This is a genomic window from Microbacterium sp. Gd 4-13, from assembly GCF_003095395.1.
Taxonomy (GTDB): Bacteria; Actinomycetota; Actinomycetes; order Actinomycetales; family Microbacteriaceae; genus Microbacterium.
The window spans coordinates 39,541-57,646 of sequence record NZ_QEIJ01000006.1; the positions used below are offsets into that span (position 1 = coordinate 39,541).

Annotated in this window: 12 protein-coding genes; 11 read left to right on the forward strand and 1 reads right to left on the reverse strand. The window is 73.0% G+C overall.

Features of this window, described 5'->3' with window-relative positions; all coding sequences use genetic code 11:
• The first annotated feature begins 181 nt into the window (after positions 1-181).
• The gene (locus DEA06_RS12115; protein WP_133241760.1) at positions 182-814 is read left to right on the forward strand and encodes a hypothetical protein; all 633 of its coding nucleotides are present in this window, start codon (positions 182-184) and stop codon (positions 812-814) included.
• A gap of 82 nt (positions 815-896) precedes the next feature.
• Here DEA06_RS12115 and DEA06_RS12120 read toward each other — a convergent pair whose 3' ends face one another.
• Entirely contained in the window at positions 897-1,493 is a 597-nt protein-coding gene (locus tag DEA06_RS12120; RefSeq protein ID WP_116648268.1) for a hypothetical protein, read from the reverse strand.
• Positions 1,494-1,620: 127 nt separating this feature from the next.
• Here DEA06_RS12120 and DEA06_RS12125 point away from each other — a divergent pair, with 127 nt between their 5' ends.
• From DEA06_RS12125 to DEA06_RS12170, 10 genes are all read left to right on the forward strand, one after another.
• Complete coding sequence (locus DEA06_RS12125) at positions 1,621-2,673, forward strand: ABC transporter (protein WP_116648269.1); 1,053 nt, start codon at positions 1,621-1,623, stop codon at positions 2,671-2,673.
• Between the two features lie 12 nt (positions 2,674-2,685).
• A complete protein-coding gene (locus DEA06_RS12130; RefSeq protein ID WP_116648270.1) occupies positions 2,686-3,171 on the forward strand; it encodes a hypothetical protein in 486 nt (161 codons plus the stop codon).
• A 62-nt stretch (positions 3,172-3,233) separates the two neighbouring features.
• Entirely contained in the window at positions 3,234-3,908 is a 675-nt protein-coding gene (locus tag DEA06_RS12135) for a spermidine/putrescine ABC transporter substrate-binding protein (protein WP_116648379.1), read from the forward strand.
• A gap of 129 nt (positions 3,909-4,037) precedes the next feature.
• Complete coding sequence (locus DEA06_RS12140; RefSeq protein ID WP_116648271.1) at positions 4,038-5,171, forward strand: serine/threonine-protein kinase; 1,134 nt, start codon at positions 4,038-4,040, stop codon at positions 5,169-5,171.
• A complete protein-coding gene (locus DEA06_RS12145) occupies positions 5,172-11,102 on the forward strand; it encodes an Ig-like domain-containing protein (protein WP_165817991.1) in 5,931 nt (1,976 codons plus the stop codon).
• Positions 11,103-11,133: 31 nt separating this feature from the next.
• A complete protein-coding gene (locus tag DEA06_RS12150) occupies positions 11,134-12,099 on the forward strand; it encodes a MoxR family ATPase (protein ID WP_116648272.1) in 966 nt (321 codons plus the stop codon).
• Between the two features lie 28 nt (positions 12,100-12,127).
• Positions 12,128-13,501 (forward strand): DUF58 domain-containing protein, encoded by a 1,374-nt coding sequence (locus tag DEA06_RS12155; RefSeq protein ID WP_116648273.1) that lies wholly within the window; start codon positions 12,128-12,130, stop codon positions 13,499-13,501.
• Complete coding sequence (locus tag DEA06_RS12160; RefSeq protein ID WP_240606930.1) at positions 13,498-15,957, forward strand: transglutaminase-like domain-containing protein; 2,460 nt, start codon at positions 13,498-13,500, stop codon at positions 15,955-15,957. The genes DEA06_RS12155 and DEA06_RS12160 overlap by 4 nt, the downstream gene beginning before the upstream one ends.
• Complete coding sequence (locus tag DEA06_RS12165) at positions 15,954-17,453, forward strand: DUF5684 domain-containing protein (RefSeq protein ID WP_116648274.1); 1,500 nt, start codon at positions 15,954-15,956, stop codon at positions 17,451-17,453. The genes DEA06_RS12160 and DEA06_RS12165 overlap by 4 nt, the downstream gene beginning before the upstream one ends.
• On the forward strand, positions 17,450-18,079 hold the full coding sequence (locus DEA06_RS12170; protein ID WP_116648275.1) for a hypothetical protein: 630 nt from the start codon (positions 17,450-17,452) through the stop codon (positions 18,077-18,079). The genes DEA06_RS12165 and DEA06_RS12170 overlap by 4 nt, the downstream gene beginning before the upstream one ends.
• Positions 18,080-18,106: the final 27 nt, after the last annotated feature.

The following is an 18,106-nucleotide window of genomic DNA, read 5'->3' on the forward strand; positions in this document are numbered from 1 at the left end:
GGCGCTGCTCCTCGACGGGTTCGGGGCGCGTTCTTCGCTCCGGGGCGGAGTATTGCGCGCCCCAAGGGTCGGAATGCGCCCCACACCGCGAGGGATGGATGCCGGCCGCACGCTCGACCGCCGGCGGAAGGTCCCGCAGCGCGCACGTCGGGCGTGCCGCAGCCGGGGGATTGACGCCCCGGTGCGTACCGTGGTGGGAGGGGAGGTCGAAGACATGGCCAAGGTGGGTGGACGCAGCGCCTGGATCGCGTGGCCGGCGTTGCTGTTCTGCGCCGCTGTCGTGCTCGTTCTGCTCTGGCTCGCCGCCCCGGGAGTGCCGGGCGCGATCTCGTTCGTCGGCGACACGCTGCGCAGTGCCACGACGGCCTCCGTCGCCAGCACGCCGGACGAGGCCGAGGAGCCCGCGACCGATTGCCGCACGCTCTACCCCGACCGGCTGTGGGCCGAGCTGACCTGGACGCCCGAGGTGCTCCTCTCGCAGAACGTGTCGGCGCCGGCGACCACGACCACCCTCGCCCAGGCGCTCGCGCCGACGGTGCGGTTCACGTGCACGTGGACGACCGAAGACGGCCGGAGCGCGTCGACGACCCTCTCCGATGTTGCCACCGGGGCGGGGGCGATCGCGTCGGCCGCCCTCGCGAGCGAGGGATTCTCGTGCGGGGACGAGGGCGGGCGCCTGCACTGCGAGCGCACGACGGGCGGGGTCGTCGAGCTGCACGACCTGAGGGGCACGGCGTGGCTCTCGACGGTGCTGACGAACTGGCAGCCCGAGGAGTACGGCGCCCAGACGGTGGCTCGCGCGTTCCCGCGCTGACCGCGTCAGACACGCCTTCCGGCCGAGGCTCCCCGCCTGGCGGTGTGTCTCAGCCGATCGCGGTGTCCCGAACGGCGGGCGGTCAGCCGAAGACGCGCTCGATGATGCTGCTGGTGTAGCCGCTGGGTGCCAGGTTCGAGTACGACGTGTCGATCAACAGCCCCTCGCGGTAGAAGAGCGTGCGGCCGTCGGTCGTGCCGTACGTCGGGTTCTGGAACGTCTTCTCGCACCGCGTGCCCTTGTCGGGGGTGAAGCAGGTGAACCCGTCGGAGGCGACGAGGCCGTTCAGCAGGTCGAGCGCCGGCCCCGACGACATCCTCGTGATCGTGGTGACCAGGCTCGTGGTGTCGGCGGCCGGGTCGCGCCAGATGCACGTGAGGGTGTCGCCCCGCGCGCCGGAGGGTCCGAACGACGGGTCGTTGAGCGAAACGCCCGCGAGCTCGGCCAGGACCGAGGCGGACAGGATGCTGCGGCAGTCGGTGGGCAGCGCGGATGACCCCGGCGAACCCGACGGCGACGGCGAGAGGGCGGGGCTGGCAGAGGCGCCCGTCGTCTGGCTCGTCGCGGGCGCGGTCGACGGCGTCGCCTGCCCGTCGCCCTCGGGGGCGCATCCCGCGAGCACCACGATTCCCGCCACCGCGACGGCGAGGGCGAGGGTGCGGACGCGGAGACGGGTCATGGGCACACCCTACCGGCGCCGATCGCGACCCCGACATCGACACACGACGGCACGCCTCACCGCCTGGCGAGCACCACGGGGTTAACCTCGCAACGCGGGATCGTGCCCCCGCGGGAGGAATGCGGCGATGAGTGATTCCAGGTCGTCCTACGGCGAACCGGTCGATGAGCCGAAGGATGTCGTCGACCACGACGTCGTCAGCCGCGCCCACGAGGGGCTTGCAGAAGCCGAGGCCGCGCGCCGCGAGGCGGAGGCGGCCGACGCCCCCGGCCCCGAGCGCGCCCCGGTCGACCGTGCCGCCGACGAGCGCGTCGAACCCGTGGCGCAGGATCGCGCGGAGCCCGTCTCCCACGAGCGCGTGGAGCCCGACGGCGTCCCCTGGTACGAGCGCGACGACGTTCCCCTCGACGACGAGCCCGCGGTGACCGCGAGCGAACCCGCCGCCGAGCGCGACACGTCGTACGCGCCCGCCGCGTGGACCGGCGGCACCGCGCAGGCGTCGGAGCCGGCCTCCGTCGCGCCCGAGCAGACCTACGCCGCGCCCGAACCCGCCTCCGCGCCTGAGCCGTCCTACGCGGCCGGCGCCGCGGCGGCGACGGCGCCCGCCGCCCAGCCGATCTTCGTACAGGCACCCGAAGCGCCGCGCGCGCGGGGCAACCGCGGCGCCGCCGGCGCCATCGGGCTGCTCGCGGCGCTCGTCTTCGCCGTGCTCTTCCTGGCCGCCTGGCTCGGTCTCGAGCTGCTGTACGACGGCGGGATCACGCTCGCCGAGGTGCCGCAGGCCGCCCTTGCGGCGCTCACGACGTGGACGCTGTGGGTGCCGGTCGTCGCCTTCTACATCGGCTTCTGGCTGCTCGGCGCCTTCATCAACCGTGGGCGCTGGGGGCACTGGGTCGTCTGGGGCATCCTGGTCGGTCTGTTCGCCTACGCCGGCAACCTGCTCGGCGAGCTCTTCCAGGCACCGTTCTGGATGCTGACGGCGCGAGAGGGCGCGACCCTGGTCGAGGAGCAGCTGCTGGCGCCTCTGTCGATCGTCGCCTTCGTGCTCGGACGCGAGCTCACCATCTGGTTCGGCGCATGGGTCGCCGCCCGCGGACGCCGCGCCACCGAGCTCAACGACGAGGCGCAGCGCGAGTACGAGCGCACTCTCGAAGCGGGTCCGCAGCTGCGCCAGGGCTGATCGGATGCGGCGATGACGGGCGCGTCGGAAACAGAGGGCGGCCCCGTTCGCCGCTCGATCGCGGTCGCCTTCGCGAGCGTCGGGTTCGCCGCCCTCGCGATCTGCGGGCTCGGCGTGACGAGCCTCGTGCTCGATGCGGACGTGATCACGACCCCCGGGGGCGGACAGATCCCCGGCATCGTCGGGATGATCGTCGCGCTCGCCGTCTTCGCCGGGTCTCTCGCCGCCGCGCTGCGGGCGCCGCATCCGTCTTTCTGGAGTGCGCCGGTCGTCGCTCTCGCGGTCTTCCTGCTCTACGGCGGGGGAGTCGCGATGGGCGCGGCGATCGCGGGTGTCGACCCGGCGGCGGCGGTGGCGGCCGCGGGTCGCACGCTCGTCAGCTGGTTCGGTGTGATCGTCGCGGCCGCCGCCGTCGTCGCGGCGTGGGCCGGTATCGCACTCGTCCGCACCCGCGCCCGACGCCCCCGGTGGGGCTGGGAGGGCGACGAAGACGAGTGACGCGCCGCGCCGCCGATGGCCGGTGCCTGGGAAGTCCGGGCGTGTCGGACTACCGTGGGACCGTGGAGCGGTCGCTCGAAACCCAGGTCAGCCAGGCCGTCGATACCTGGCTGCGGTGGTTGCCGCGCTGGGAACCCGCCACCCACCGCGGGCGCGTGGCCCCGTGCCGGCGCTGCTTCGGCTCACCGGTGCTGTCGGCCGCGGGTCTCGGATCCGACGTGCCCCACGGTGTGCAGCACGGCCTGTCGACCCGGGTGAAGACGATCGTCGACCACGCCGTCGCCGAGTACACGGCCCGAAACCTCCCGATGCTCCAGGCCGAGCTCGACCAGCAGGCCGAGCGCAACCGCGTCCGCAGCTATCGTCCGGCCGAGGGGCTCGACCCGGAGTTCGAAGGACTCCCGCTCGACCCCGACCCCGACCCTGCGTCGCCCTTCCTCTTCACCCTCTCCGGGCTGGCGGCCGAGGAAGAAGCGGCGATCCCGGCGCTTCCTCCGCTCAGCGACGAGGCAAAGGCGGCGCTGCGGCAGGAGGTCGGGCTCGCCGACGACTACGCGAACATGATCGGCCGGGAGGTGTGCGCGATCCTGCTGCACCACCGGTTGCGCATCCAGGCGGCCGTCGCGCAGTACGTCGAGCCCCAGATCGCCGCGATGCTGGAAGAGCTCACCCGCACGCTCGACGCGCCGTTCGAGGCGCCGGCGGATCCGGGCGAGCCGGGCCTGCCGAACCTCTGACCGGATCGGCCGCTCCACGGGCGGGCGGTGGGCGTTCGCCGCGTCGATCTTGTTAGCATTGCCGGGCTCGTACCAGGAGCTGCCCGCGCCGATGTCGGCGCGCTGGGACTGCAAGAATCGGGAGGCCGGGTGCCGACACGCCTGCCTGCCGCGCCCCCGATCCTCCCCGGGCTCGGCTACATCAGACCGCTCGGTTCGGGCGGCTTCGCCGATGTGTTCCTCTACGAGCAGGACATGCCGCGCCGGAACGTCGCGGTGAAGGTGCTGCCGAGCGACGTGCGCGACCCCGACCTGCTGCGCATGTTCAACGCCGAGGCCGACGTGCTCGCGCACCTCTCGGCGCACCCGTCTATCGTCACCGTCTATCAGGCGGGAATCTCGGCCGACGGGCGGCCGTACATCGTGATGGAGTTCTGCCCCGGGTCGCTGTCGCAGCGCTACCGCGTCGAGCGCATGCCCGTTCCCGAGGTGCTCACCATCGGGGTGAAGATGGCGAGCGCACTGGAGTCCGCTCATCGTGCCGGGCTCGTGCACCGCGATGTGAAGCCGAGCAACATTCTCATCACCACGTTCGGTGCCCCGGTTCTCGCCGACTTCGGCATCTCGTCGTCCCTCGCGCGCGAGTCGGCCGACGAGATGCTCGCGATGTCGATCCCGTGGAGCGCCCCCGAGGTCGTCGCCGAGCAGACGGCCGGGTCGATCGCGAGCGAGGTGTGGAGCCTGGGCGCCACGGTCTATTCGCTCCTCGCCGGGCACAGCCCGTTCGAACGGCGCGAGCGCGGGCAGAATACGCGCGATCAGCTGCGCCGGCGGATCGCCCGCGCGTCGTACGTCGAGATCGCCCGCGCCGACGTGCCCGCCTCGGTGCAGAAGGTGCTCGCCCGCGCCATGCATCGCGATCCGCAGCAGCGGTTCGCCAGCGCTCGTGAGGTCGGCGACGCCCTGCGCGAGGCGCAGTCCGAGCTCGGACTCCCCGTCACGCCGCTCGAGGTCGCGGCCGACGAGTGGGCGCCGACATCGCGCCCGATCGACTTCGCCGACGGCTCCCTGCGGGGTCCGGTGCGCTCGCGCGTGGAGCACACCAGCTCACGCAAGGTGCGCACCGCGTCGGGGATGGCGGGCCTGGCGCGCGACGAGGACACCGACATCTCCGCGTCGCCCGGTCGTCGGCGCAGGGTTTCGCCGTGGATGCTGGCCGGGGGCGGTGTGCTCGCGGCCGGCATCGTCGTCGTGACCACCCTCTTCGTCACGGGGGTGCTCTAGATGCGCCGCCGCACCGCGGCCGGGATCACGGCATCCGCTGTCGCGGCCGCTCTGATCCTCGGCGTCAGCGTGGTGTGGCCCGGTCTCGACGCCCAGCAGACTCCCGAGGTCGACACCTCGGTCTGGGCGCTTCAGACGGGCGAGAACTTCCGCTACGCGCGGGTGAACACGACGATCCGCGAGCTCGACACGGTGCGCAGCGTCACGAACCCCAGCGCCGTCGTGCAGGGCGCTGACGGCGCGTACCTCTATTCCGACAGCTACAGCAAACTCACTCGCATCGACGAGTCGCTTCCCGTCGACCTCGACGACGAGGTGCTCCGCACGTCGCCGTCCACGCCCGCGGGCACCACCCGCGTGGCCACGGCCGGCGATTTCACGGCCTACCTCACCGACACCGGGGCGGTCTTCGCCGGCCGCCTGTCGTCGGGCGACGCCGTCCAGGTCGATCCGTTCGCGTCCGACGACGACGCCCCGCAGTACGCGGCGGACGCCGTCGCGGTCGACCGCACCGGTCGTCTCTTCGCCTACTCCTCGGCCGACGCATCCGTCGTGCGCTACGACATCGCGACGTCGGAGGTGCGCGGTCGCGATCCGCTCGACGCGGATATCGCCTCGCCGTCGCTGACGGCCGCCGGCGACGCGTGGGCGCTCGTCGACGGCGAGTCGGGAGACGTGCGGGTGCGCGATGTCGAGGCGCCGGTCGTCACCGATCTCACCGGCACGATCGCGGTGGGCGAGCCCGACCCCGCCGGTTCGTCGGTCTACCTCGCCGACGAGTCGACCCTGGTGGGCGTGCCCGTCGACGGGTCGGGCGTCGCCACGCAACGCGACGCGGGCGCGTCGGTGCTCGGCACGCCCGCCCCGCCGATCGTGCACGACGGCGTCGTCTACGCCGCCTGGCTCGGCCCGGGCGGCGGGGGCGGAACGCTCTGGCGCAGCGACGTCGGGGAGACGACGCTCGACTACGGCGGCGAGACCGCCCCCGATCAGCGCCGACCGGTCTTCGTGGCGACCGATGACGCGGTCATCCTCAACGAGACGCGCACGGGCTGGGTGTGGACGGTACCCGACGGAGAACTCGTACCGTCGAGCCAGGACTGGTCGCTCGATGACCGCACCGATCCCGACGCCGTGCCCAGCGAGGAGCAGCTGAGCGTCGTGATCGACCCCAAGCCGCCCATCGCCGAGCCCGACGCCTTCGGCGTCCGGGCCGGGAGCCTGGCGACGCTGCCGGTGCTGATGAACGACCACGACCCGAACGAGGACGTGCTGAGCATCGACCCCGCGTCGGTCACGGGGCTCGACCCCCGATTCGGCACCGTGTCGATCACCGATGACGGCCAGCGCCTGGCGGTGCGGGTCGAGCCGGGGGCGGTCGGCTCGACGAGCTTCCAGTACGCCGTGACCGACGGCACCGCGCAGGGCGGCCTGACCTCCGCCGCGACGACGGTCACCCTGACAGTGTCGACGGCGGATGCCGCGCCCGAATGGTGCGGCGTCGACCGCTGTCTCGTGCGGTGGCCCGAGCCGGAGGTGGCGCGGGGAGGCACCGTCACCGTGCCCGTCCTGCCCGGGTGGGTCGACCCCGACGGCGACCCGCTGCTGCTGCTCTCGGTCGAGAACCCGTCGGGCATCGGCACCGTCGCCGCGTCGCCGTCGGGCGACGTGGTCTACCAGCACAGCGATGACGGCTCGGGCGGCGAACAGCTCATCGAGCTGCCCGTGACGGTGGCCGACACGACGGGGCTGGTCTCGCAGCGCTCACTGCTCGTGCGGGTCTCGCCGAGCCCCGCGCTCGCGGTGCAGTCGTTCGCCGCCGTCGATTCCATCGAGTCGGGCATCACGGTCGACGTGGCCCCGCACGTGACGGGCACCTCGGGCTCGCTCTCGGTGTCGTCGGTGCGAGTGCTCGATGACGCGGCTGCCTCGGCGACCGTGGTGGGAGGGTCGACGACCTTCGACTTCTCAGCGCGAGACGCCGGCACGTTCCGGGTCGGATTCACCGTCACCGACGGCGTCAGCGAAGCCACGGGCACCGCGCGCATCACACTCGTCGCCGCCGACGCGCCCGCCGAGCTCGCCACCTCCCCGGTCGTGGCGTTCGTGCGCCCGCAGGAGGATGCGACCCTCGACGTCTTCGCCGCGGTCTCGAACCCCACCCGGCGGGTGCTCCTGCTCAGCGACGTCGTCGCGAACGCCGACGAGGGCGCCACGCTGTCGGTCGACGCCGTGGGGCAGAACGATCTGCGCGTCTCGGGCAGCACGGCGAGCGGCTCCGCCGGGCGGCTCGGCACGGTCTCGTACACGGTCAGCGACGGCACCGAAGACCAAGGATCCCGCGTCGCGGGCGAGGCCACCGTGTACCTGCTGCCGCCGACGCCCGAGATCGCGCCGATCGCGGTCGACGACAGCGTGGTCGTGCGGGCCGGTTCGCAGATCGACATCCCCGTGCTCGACAACGACATCTCGCCCGCGGGCGGGCGTCCGACCCTGAACCCGGCATCGGTGGTCTCCCGCACCCCCGACGCCCTGGCGTTCGCGTCGGGCGGCGTGCTGCGCTATCTCGCGCCCATCGAGCCCGGCGAGTACGGCATCGACTACGCGGTGTACACGACCGGACTCCCGTCGCTCTCCGACACCGCGACGGTGCGGGTGCGGGTGCTCCCCGGCGACGCGAATCGCGCACCGCGGCCCGACCGCATCGAGGGGCGGGTGCTGAGCGGACAGACCACGTCGATCGACTTCGACGGCTTCGGCATGGATCCCGACGGTGACGTGGTGACCCTCGACCGCATCGTCACGCAGCCCGAGAGCGGTTCGGCGACGATCTCGGCCGACGGTTCGTCGATCGTCTACACGAGCGTGCCCGGGTATCGCGGGCAGGTCTCGTTCCGGTACCGGGCGGTGGATGCTGCGGGCGCGGGCGGCGAGGGCACGGTGCGCGTCGGCGTGCTCGACGCCGACGCCAACCCGAGCCCGGTGACCTTCACCGACTACGTGCAGGTGCAGGCGGGGCCCGGCAACACGATCCGCGTCAGCGCGCTGGCCAACGACATCGACCCCACGCAGGGGACGCTCGCCATCACCGATGTGCGGCCGGATCTGCCCGAGACCCTCGCCGACGGCGAGGTGAACGAGGAGTACACCCGCCTCGCCGCGCAGATCCGCGACGTCGGCGACAGCGACGTGCTTCTGGCGGCGGGGGAGAACCCCGGGACGATGTCGTTCCTCTACGACGTCGAGTCCAGCTCGGGCAACACCGGCCGCGGCCTCATCGTCGTGAAGGTCGTGCGCGAGAGCGTGCCCGACTATCCGATCGTCTCCGACACGGTGCTCACGACCGAGAACCGCGACGAGTTCGCCGACGGCGTCGACGTGCTGACGGCGAAGGCCTCCTGGTCGGGGGGCGACGTGGGCAGCCTCACCGTGGGCCTGTGGGCCGACCCCGGCGACATCCGGGTCGACGGATGGCGTCTGAGCGGCGAACTTCCCCAGACCACCCGGGTCATCCCGTTCGCCGTGACGGGCGAGGCCGCCGGCGCCGAGGTGCGCACCTACGCGTTCCTGCGCGTACCGGGCGACGACGACCTGGCGCTGGCCCTGCGCGCCGGCACCACCGCGCAGCAGGTGAACGAACTCGAGTCGGTCTCGTTCGACATGGCTCAGCTGGTCGCCCTCCCGCGCGGCGCGTCGCTCGAGATCGGTGGCGACGTCCGGTCTGCGGGGGCACGGCCGGCGGCGATCTGCACCGCGGAGGGCGGCACGACGGTGCGCTACAGCTCGGGTCAGGGCGCGCCGTGGACCGACGCGTGCCAGGTTCCCGTGCGGATCGCCGGCACGGAGGACTGGACCTACCTCTCGGTGCCCATCCTGGTGAACGCACTCGACCCGCAGCCCGAGCTGCGCCCCGCATCCCTCACCGTCGGACCCGGCGAGACGGCGACGTTCGACCTGCGAACCATGACGACGTGGCAGCTCCGTGACGACTGGAACGCCCTGCAGTACGGCATCGAGTACAGCGGGTCGGCGTTCGACGTGTCTCTGGCGGGGTCGACCGTCACGGTGACCGGCGATGATCGAGCGCTTCCGGGCTCGGAGAACGCTGTCCTGGTCGGGATCACCAGCCACACCGCGGCCCCCGCCCGCCTCATCCTGCGCGTGGGTGCGGCACCGTCGACGCTGCCGCAGGGCGGGTCGACCGCGCAGCAGTGCTCGCAGGCCGCCGGGTCGTCGTGCACCGTGACGGTCATCGGTTCGTCGGGGGAGGTCAACCCGCTCCCGCGCACGCCCCTGGAGGTCGTCGACGTCCGCCCGACCGGCGCGTGCGTCGGGGTGAGCTTCCGTGTCGCCTCGGCGAACACGGTGACCGCGTCGTGGACGGCGGATGCCCCGGGAGCGACCTGCAGCGCCTCGTTCTCGGTGCGCGATGCCCAGGGACGTGTGACGGCCGGCCCCCGGGACGGACGCCTGCTGCTCGATCTGCAGGGCTTCCCGAAGGCTCCGGGGAGCGTTCGCCAGACGGCGTACGCCGACGGCTCGGTGACCCTCCGCGTGGATGCGGGGGAGTCGCGCCAGGCTTATCCGTCGCTCTCCGGTTTCGTGATCCGTCAGGCCGGGCAGGAGGTCGCGCGCTGCGGCGTCGACGGCGTCTGCCCCGCGATCGCCGCCCCCAACGGCGAGCAGCGCTCGTACGAGGCGTGGGCGGTGAACAGCACCGGTGAGTCGCGGTCGAGCGTGCGCACGACCGCGTGGGCGTACGACGCCCCCGATGCCCCTACCGAGATCGTCTGGCAGCCCCGCGACGTCGGCGCGGACGGAAAGGTCATCGATCTCGCGATCTCGGGAATCGACGCCTCCGCGACCGGGCGGCTGCAGATCATCAGTGCGGCGGGCGAAACGCGCGACGTGTCCATCCGCCCGGGCCAGACCTCTGTCGACGTCAGATCGTTCTCCGTCGGCTCGAACGCGGCCACGGATGTCACCGTGACGCCGTTCTCGCGCTTCACCCTCCCGCCGGGTCTCGGCGGCACACCGTCAGGGCAGTCCACGACGATCCGCGCCAACGGCGTCGGTGCCCCGCAGAACGTGGCGCTCTCGGTCGAAGCCCGACAGGGGCAGAACGGAACCGAGCTCGTCGCCAGCGCCACGGCCGCGGCCAACGGGGAGGGGTCGACCCTCGTGTACGGATTCGCCCTGGGCCGGGATCGATGCAGCCCGAGCGGATCGGCCGCGACCGCCACGTTCTCCGACGTCGACGAGGGCGAGGAGTATTCGGTCGTCGTCTGCGTGCAGTCGCGCTACCGGGATGAGGGCTTCGGCACCGCCACCGCCAGTCGTACCGCGCGCATCGACACGACCAAGGTCCCCACGGGCTGGCAATTCGAGGTCGACCGTCGTGCGTCCGTGTCGGGCGCGCGGGCGGAGTGGAGCATCACGAGCGAGCCGCGCTCGCAGACCGATCAGCCGCCTCGACGCTATCGGGCCGCCTTCGAGGGCTTCCCCTCGACGATCTACGGTCGCGACCCGGGCATCACGGTGCGCTACGTCCGCGACGGGTGGTCGTCGTCGGCGCCCCAGAACGTGGGGCCCCGCGCCGGCAGCGCGCCGTTCCAGGTGCAGGCGGCGTGGTCGGTGGGCCAGGGGGGATGCGTCGCAGGGGGCACGCTGACCGCGACGGGCACCTCGAGCAATGCCCAGGCCGACATCGCGTTCGACTACTCCGGGGTGCGCTATCTCGATGCGAACCGCGCGGCGCTCACCCGTGGCGAGGATCCACGGCTGGTGCCGGTCGGCGCGCGCTACGTCGAGAACATCGCCGTCACAGCCGGATGGACCACGCAGGGCTGGAACCTCGACGCGGCACAGTCGACCTTCTCGGGGCAGTGCGATCCCGGCACACCCCCGGCGCCCGAGCAGCCCGCCCCCTGACCTTCCCTTCCCCACGACACAGGAGAGCACGATGACGATCACCCAGGAGCAGGCGACGTGGTTCGCCGACACCTTCGCGCAGATCGCCGACAACGTCGAGCGCGCCGTGCTCGGCAAGCGGCGGGTCGTCGACCTCGTGCTCACCGCGATGCTCAGCGACGGACACGTGCTGCTCGAAGACGTGCCGGGCACGGGCAAGACCTCCCTCGCCCGTGCGGTGGCGCAGTCGGTGCAGGGCACGAACACCCGCATCCAGTTCACCCCCGACCTCCTCCCCGGCGACATCACGGGCATCACGGTGTACGACCAGAAGACGGGCGCCTTCGAGTTCCACTCCGGTCCGGTCTTCGCCAACATCGTGCTCGCCGACGAGATCAACCGGGCGAGCCCCAAGACCCAGTCGGCGCTGCTCGAAGTGATGGAGGAGAAGCACGTCACCATCGACGGGGTCACCCGCGCGGTGGGCGACCCGTTCCTCGTGCTGGCGACGCAGAACCCGGTGGAGCAGGCGGGCACCTACCGCCTGCCGGAGGCCCAGCTCGACCGCTTCATGATGCGCACCTCTCTCGGGTATCCCGACCACGCCGCCACCGTGCGCATCCTCGACGGCGCAGCGGTCGCCACCGACGACCTCTCGCCGATCATCACACCGCAGGCGCTAGCGGGGATGGCCGACCTCGCGGCAGAGACCTACGTCGACGCCCTCGTGCTCGACTACATCGCGCGGCTCGTCGACGCGACCCGATCGGCCGACGAAGTGCGGCTGGGTGTCAGCATCCGCGGCGCCCTCGCCCTCAGCCGCGCGACCCGCGCACGCGCCGCGTCGCAGGGGCGCACCTACGCCACCCCCGACGACGTGAAGGCGCTCGCCGTGCCCGTGCTCTCGCACCGCCTGATCCTGCACCCCGAGTCCGAATTCGACGGCGTCACGCAGGAGGCCGTGATCGGCCAGGTGCTCCTCGACGTCGCCCCTCCCACGCAGCGCGAGACCGTATGAGCGCTGACCCGAGCCCCGGCGACGCGGCATGAACACGGTCGATTCGCGTCTGACCCGCACCTCCGCCGCGTCGTCGACGACCACGTCGTCTCGCACATCGATCACCTCGACGACCTCCCGGCGGCGCGAGCGGGCGATCGTGCGCGCCGCGGTGCGCACGAGCATCGCCCTCCGCGCCACCCGCGAAGCGCTCGTCGCCGCGGTCCGCTGGGCGGGGCGCACCGTCCGACCCGCCGGCGCGCTCGTGGTGATCGCTGCCACCGCCGGGCTCATCGTCGGCATCGCCTTCGGGTGGGTCGAATGGATGGTCGCCGGGGTCGTCTCCGCGCTCCTGGTGGTCATGGCCGTCCCGTTCCTGTTCGGCGCCCGCGCCTACGAGGTAGACCTCACCCTCACCCACGAGCGGGTCGTGGCCGGCCAGGGCGTGACGGGCCAGATCATCGTCCGCAACGACGGGCGGCGCGTCGCCCTCCCCGGGCGCCTCGACATCCCCGTGGGTCGCGGACTCGTGGAGTTCGGGGTGCCGCTCCTGCGTCCGGGGAGCACGGTGGTGCAGCCGCTCGAGATCCCCGCTCTCCCCCGCGGCGTCGTGAGGGTCGGGCCCGTCACCACCGTGCGCAGCGACCCGGTCGGGCTCCTCCGGCGCGAGCACGCGTTCGACGACGTGCGCGACCTGTTCGTTCACCCGCGCACCACCGCGATCCCCTCCACGAGCGCGGGGCTCATCCGCGACTTGGAGGGCAACCCCACGCGCCGTCTCGTCGACTCCGACATGTCGTTCCACGCGATCCGCGAGTACGCCCCGGGCGACTCGCAGCGCCAGGTGCACTGGAAATCGACGGCGAAGACCGGGCGCCTGATGGTGCGCCAGTTCGAGGAGTCGCGCCGCTCCCGCATGGCGGTGGTGCTCGGCGTCGCCGAGCCCGAGTTCGCCGACGCCGACGAGTTCGAGCTCGCGGTCTCGGCCGCCGCATCCCTCGGCCTGCGCGCCGTGCGCGACGCGCGCGACCTCGACATCGTCTCGGGGTCCGAGATCCCGCGGGTGGTGCGGGGCCGGCTCCGAGCGATCCAGCACATCGCGACCGTCTCGCCCCGGGCGATGCTCGACGGCTTCAGCGCCATCACGCGCCTGGAGAACACCATGCCGGTCGACGAGGTGTGCCGCCTGGCCGCCGAGGCGAACGAGCGTCTCTCCATCGCGTTCATGGTGGTCGGTTCGACCGTGCCGTTGCAGCGCCTGCGGCAGGCGGCGCTCGCCTTCCCCGCCGACACCGCTCTCGTCGCCGTCGTCTGCGACGAGAGCGCGCACCCGCGCATGCGCGTGCTGTCGGGGCTCTCGGTGCTGACGATCGGCACCCTGGACGACCTCTCGGGCCTCCTCGCACGGGGGGCGGCGTCGTGAAGGGCCCCCGGATCGCCGCGGGCGCCGTCTACGTGGCCGCGACCGTGCTGGTGGCCGCGCTCGCCGCGTGGCCGATCTACGCGTCGACGGCGTTCCTGCTCGCGGCCGGTGTCGGAGCCCTCGTCGGCGCGGGGATCGCCGTCGCCGCGCTCCTGCGACGCTGGGGCGGCTGGATCGTGGCGGCCCTGCTCGTCGGCGCGTTCGCCCTCCTCGCGGTGCCCCTCGCGGTGCCGTCGCGGCTCGTCGGCCCGGCCGAGGTGCTGCAGGGTCTCGGCGAGGCGTTCGCCGGCGTGATCGTCGGGTGGAAAGACCTCGTCACCGTCGACCTCCCCGTCGGCGCCTACCGCAACCTCCTCGCCCCGGCGCTCGTGATCTTCCTCGTCGGCACGACCGTGGCACTGCTCCTCGCCTGGCGCGATGACCGGTGGGCGAACGCCTCGGTCGTCGTGGGCCTCGGCATGGTGTCGTTCGGACTCTTCTTCGGTCGCACGTCCGTCAGCTCCGCGCTCGTGCTCGGGCCGCTCACTCTCGCCGCGCCCGTCGAGACCCTCGTCGGGGTCTGCGCCCTCGGCTCCGCGCTGATGTGGCTCGCGTGGCGTGCGCGCGACGAACGCGTCGCGGCGCTGCAGCGCGCCACGTCGGCGACCGGCGTGCGCCTGTCGCGCCGCCCGTCGAGCGCCGATCGGCGCCGAACGGCTCTCGGCGCGGGAATGCTCGCGATCGCGGTGGTGGCGACCGTGGCGGTCGTGCCGTGGGCTGCACGGGGCGCCGATCGGCAGGTGCTCCGGACGGCGGCCGGTCCCGAGCTCGAGATCGCCGCCGCGGTGAGTCCGCTGTCGGACTATCGGATGCTGTTCTCCGACGAGCGTGCCGATGACGTGCTGTTCACGGTCAGCGGCGACGCGCTTCCCGAGCGGGTGCGCGTCGCCACGCTCGACGGTTACGACGGCGAGATCTTCCGCCCGGGCGGCGACGGCAGCCGGTTCGTGCGCGTACCCTCCGTCCGCGATGCGGGGGAGGGGACGCCGATCGACGCCGAGGTCGAGATCGGCGATCTGGGCGGCATCTGGATGCCTACCGCGGGCAGCCTCGCCCGCGTGGAGTTCGCGGGCGATCGTGCGGCAGCGCTCGCCGACAGCTTCTACTACGACGTCACGGCCGGCGCGGGGGTGCAGACCGCCCAGGGCGGGCTCGCGGCGGGCGATCGCTACCGGCTGCGGGGCGTCGAGCCCGCCGTCGCCGATCTCGCGTCGATCGGCGAGCCGGGCGGTGATCCGGGCGGTGTCGTCCCGCCCGAGAACCTGGCGGCCTGGGTCGACGAGCACGCCGTGGGCACGGGCGGTGCGGCGCTCGACGGGCTCGTGCGGCTGCTGCGGGAGCGCGGCTTCCTCAGCCACGCGCTGGACGAGGGCGAGCAGACACCGGTGTGGAGGGCGGGGCTCGCGGGCTACGTCTTCCAGCCCAGCGCGTCGGGGCACTCCCTCGCGCGCATCGACACGCTCTTCTCCCGCCTGATCGAGCGCGAGAGCGACCCGCGGGCCGTCGCGTCCGACAACTTCGTGGCGGCCGTCGGCGACGACGAGCAGTTCTCGGTCGCCGTCGCGCTCGTCGCGCGCGAGCTCGGCTTCGCCTCCCGGGTGGTGGTCGGTGCGCGACTGACCTCTTCCGATCCGGGGCTCAGCACCTGCGAGTCGGGCACCTGCCGCGCGAAAGACCTCGCCGCGTGGGCCGAGGTGCTCTCCGACGACGGCCGCTGGATCGCGGTCGACGCGACCCCCCAGTGGGAGCAGTCGCCGAGCCTGGAGGTCACCGAGCAGCGCGACCCCGAGAACGTCACCGAGGTGCGCCCCGACACCGTCGAGGAGGTCGTGCCGCCCGAGCCCGTGCAGGAGGACTCGGCACGAGACGCCCCCGACGACGACGCCGGCGGGATCGACCTGGCGTGGCTGTGGCCCATCCTGCGCGTCGCGGGCATCGTGCTGCTCGTCCTCGTGGTCGTCCTCGGTCCGTTCCTGGCCGTCCTGGCCGCCAAGGCGTCGCGTCGGCGCGGGCGCCGGACGACGTCCGATCCCGTCGAGAAGATCGCGGGCGGCTGGGAGGAGTACGTCGACGCGGGCGTCGACGCCGGTCATCCCGCACCGCGCGAACTGACGCGCTCAGAGCTCGCGGCGGCCTTCGGCACCCCGTCGGGCGGGCAGCTCGCGGCCACGGCCGACCGAGCGGTGTTCGCACGCGAGCAGACCACACCCGACGACGCCGCGGAGTTCTGGCGCATCGTCGACGACGAGCGCAGACGCCTCTCCCGTGAGCGTGGATTCTGGCGTCGCTTCGTCACGGCCCTATCGTTGAGATCATTCGTCCGGTTGATCGCGCCGCGCCCCTCGCGCCCGCGGTCGCCGCGGTCCGTCGAGAGGGGGAAGCGCCGACCAGCTGCTGGCGGACGCACCACGACATGAACGACTCTTCCATCGGCGTCGTCGCCGGGCTCATCACGTTCGCCGTGATCGTCGTCCTCTACCTCTGGGCGTCTCTCTCGCTCGCGGCGGTGTTCCGTAAAGCCGGAGAGGACGCCTGGCAGGCATGGGTGCCCATCCTCAACACCGCGGTGCTCCTGCGGCTGGGCGGATTCTCGCCGTGGCTCGTCTTCATCGTCTTCGTGCCGCTGTTCGGTCAGATCGCCTTCGTGGTGATCCTCGTGATCTCGTACTACCGCGTCAACGTCGCGTTCGGCTTCGGCGGGGGGATGACGGTCGTCGCCGCGCTCTTCCCGCTCATCTGGGCGAGCATCGTCGGTTTCGGCTCGGCGCGCTGGATCGGCGAGGAGCAGTCCGGCCCCCGTCGCACGGGGGATCTCGGCGACCCCGCGGATGCTGCGCTGGCCCCGCGCGCGCGGGCGTTCACCGCCTTCGAGCCGATGTTCGCCGATCCGGTCGACACGACGCGCGTCGAGATCCCGCGGGCCGACACCGAGCCTCAGGACGCCGCGCCCCTGTCGACGGGGTTCTGGGCTCCGACCCCCGAGCCGCAACAGCCCGCAGCATCCACCCCTCCTCCCGCACCGGTCGTCGTGCCGAAGGCCGAGCCCCCCGCCGAGTCGGCGGTCGTGCCGCCGCCCGCGTCGTTCCTCACCTCGCGGCGCTCGACCCGCCCCGCCGCAGAGCCCGATGACAGCGCCGTAGACCCCGAAGACCGCGAGACGCCGCCGTCCGCCTCGAGCGCCGCATCCTCCCCGTCTGCTCCGGCACTCGACCCCGAACAGCCCCGGCGCGGCCCCGAGCCCGCCGCGCCGATCGAGTCGGTGCCGACCGTGCCGCCGCGCGAGACGCCGGAGGTCGCCCCCGCGCCGGTCGCGGAGGTTCCCGAGCCTCCCGCACCGGCACCGGTGCGAGAACCGTGGGCTCCCGGACCCCTGCGCGCGCCCGCCTCGCCTCCGCGCGATCCCGAGCAGTTCCCCGAACTCAGCGAGGCCATCTCCGCCGTGCCGGGCGCCCCCGATGCGGGTGCCCCCCGGCCGGCGCTGTCGTCGGTCTCGGCGCTGTACGCCCAGGGCGATTCGTCCGATGACGAGGACGACGACCTCGAGGCCATGGATCGCACGATCGTGGCGCGGCGGCGTCGCGTGCCGTGGAAGTTGATTCCGCCGGGCGGTGCTCCGATCGACATCTCGTCGGAGGTCGTCATCCTCGGTCGGCGTCCCGCCCCCGATGCCACCCGGCCCGGCGCGCAGCTGATCGCCATCTCCGACGAGACGCGCACCGTGTCCAAGACGCACGCCCGCCTGGAACTGCGCGGCGAGACGTGGTTCGTCACCGACCTCGATTCGACGAACGGGGTGCTGTTCGCGACCCTCATGGGCACCGAGATCGAGGCGCAGCCCGGTGAAGAACTCGAAGCGGGCGAGCGGTTCTTCCTCGGCGACGCGGAGGTGCGACTCACGCGGAGCGAGGCGTGAGCGACCGCGACGACGACGACGTCACCATCTGGGCCGGGCGACTGCGCGCGTGGCCGAATCCTCCCCCCGAGGAGCAGCAGCACCCGGCTCCGTCACCGGACGACGACGAGACCGTCCTGGCGCGACGCCGCGCGGCGCGGGAGCCGACCGTCCTCGTTCCTCGCGCGTCACCCGCGGGCCCGGTGGAGCCGGCCGCTCCGGCGTCGGCTGAGCCGCTCGATGAGGCCACCGTCCCGGGGCGTCGGCGGCTCGCCGCATCCGACGGCGAACGCGACGACGACACCGCCCCCGGCACGCGCGCCCGCGCCCGCCCCGCCGAGGTTCCCCCGACCCGCGTCCGCCAGTCGGCGGTGCGTGCGGCGCGGGGGCTTCCCGCGGAGCGCACGGCGCGCGTCCCGTCGGTGGAGGACCGCGAGATCTACCGGCCGCGAGCGGTCGAGTCCGAGGTCGTCACGCGTGCGGCTCCGGCCCGACGGGAACCGCAGGTCTCCGTCGATGTGGTCGCCGCAGCGGCCTCGCGCGCTCGACGGGCTCGGCGTCGGGCCGGTGTCGCGATCGCGGCGGGTGCGGCGGCGGGTGCGCTGGCGATCGCCGCGATCGTCTGGGCGATCGTCGTACCGGCGTGACGGCGGCACCGGGGAGGTGTCCGGCCG

Bases quoted from the DNA above. Each gene is read 5' to 3' on its own strand.
- DEA06_RS12120 (WP_116648268.1), bottom strand. From the start codon at position 1,493: ATGACCCGTCTCCGCGTCCGCACCCTCGCCCTCGCCGTCGCGGTGGCG.
- DEA06_RS12125 (WP_116648269.1), top strand. From the start codon at position 1,621: ATGAGTGATTCCAGGTCGTCCTACGGCGAACCGGTCGATGAGCCGAAG.
- DEA06_RS12130 (WP_116648270.1), top strand. From the start codon at position 2,686: ATGACGGGCGCGTCGGAAACAGAGGGCGGCCCCGTTCGCCGCTCGATC.
- DEA06_RS12145 (WP_165817991.1), top strand. From the start codon at position 5,172: ATGCGCCGCCGCACCGCGGCCGGGATCACGGCATCCGCTGTCGCGGCC.
- DEA06_RS12150 (WP_116648272.1), top strand. From the start codon at position 11,134: ATGACGATCACCCAGGAGCAGGCGACGTGGTTCGCCGACACCTTCGCG.
- DEA06_RS12155 (WP_116648273.1), top strand. From the start codon at position 12,128: ATGAACACGGTCGATTCGCGTCTGACCCGCACCTCCGCCGCGTCGTCG.
- DEA06_RS12165 (WP_116648274.1), top strand. From the start codon at position 15,954: ATGAACGACTCTTCCATCGGCGTCGTCGCCGGGCTCATCACGTTCGCC.